Annotated in this window: 1 protein-coding gene; it reads right to left on the reverse strand. The window is 51.6% G+C overall.

Going from position 1 to position 983, the window contains the following annotated elements:
• On the reverse strand, positions 1-983 hold a 983-nt coding region (locus D1841_RS17545; protein WP_160644953.1), incomplete at both ends, for a recombinase family protein.

Below are 983 nucleotides of genomic sequence, written 5' to 3' on the forward strand. Positions count from 1 at the left end.
TCACCAGCAAGGCCGTGTGGATTTCCTGTTCCCGTATCCGCTCTTGCGGGCAGGAACACACGTCGGTAACGTTGGGAGTCCTGCAAAAATAGTACGGCTCTTTTGTATTCCTGCGTGACATGGCATGGCCGCAAATGCCGCACCGGATTCTCGTTTTGCTACCGACCGGCACATGCCGCTCTTTGTACTCCTTCAAAGCAGCTTGTGCCCGGTCAAATTCCTCCATGGAAACAATAGGCTCATGGACATCTGGCACGATGATCCAGTCCTTTTTGCTGACCTTTACACTGTGCCCCTGACCAATCCTGTCATGAAAACGCCTGCCATAAACCGTCGAACCGGTATATTCCTCATTTCGGATGACTTTTAAGACCGATGCTTCTGTCCAAAGATTTTCCTCACCGATGCAATTCCATGAGGCGTACATCCCCTTGGCCGTTTTATGCCGCATGGGGGTGGGAACCCCCTGGCTGTTGAGCATCTTTGCAGTCTGCGCGATGGATACTCCACCGCCGACCATGACAAAGATACGGCGCACGGTTTCCGCTGCGGGCGGGTCTATCACCAGGTGATTCTTCCGCGCCGGGTCTTTTACATAGCCATACAACGGATGTGCCGCCAGATACTCACCTTTTTGGGCGCGGGCGCGTTTTGCGTTGCGGACTTTCCGGGATAAATCACGGCTATAAAGATCATAGAGTAGGGCCTTAAAAGATGTGTCCAGGCTGTCAACGTCTTGGGGCCGGATGCTGTCAATTCCATCGTTCACGGCAATAAACCGTACCCCCAAAAAGGGGAAAACCTTAGAAATATAGTTGCCGACTGTGAGGTAGTCTCGGCCAAACCGGGACATATCTTTTACGATAATGCATTGGATTTTCCCGTGCTTTGTCTGCTCCAAAAGTTCCTTTACAGCGGGGCGGTCAAAGTTTTTTCCGCTCCACCCGTCATCACAAAATTCTACGATTTCAGCATCGGCAAAA

The organism is Neglectibacter sp. X4, from assembly GCF_009917365.1.
In the GTDB taxonomy this organism is placed as follows: Bacteria; Bacillota; Clostridia; order Oscillospirales; family Acutalibacteraceae; genus Acutalibacter.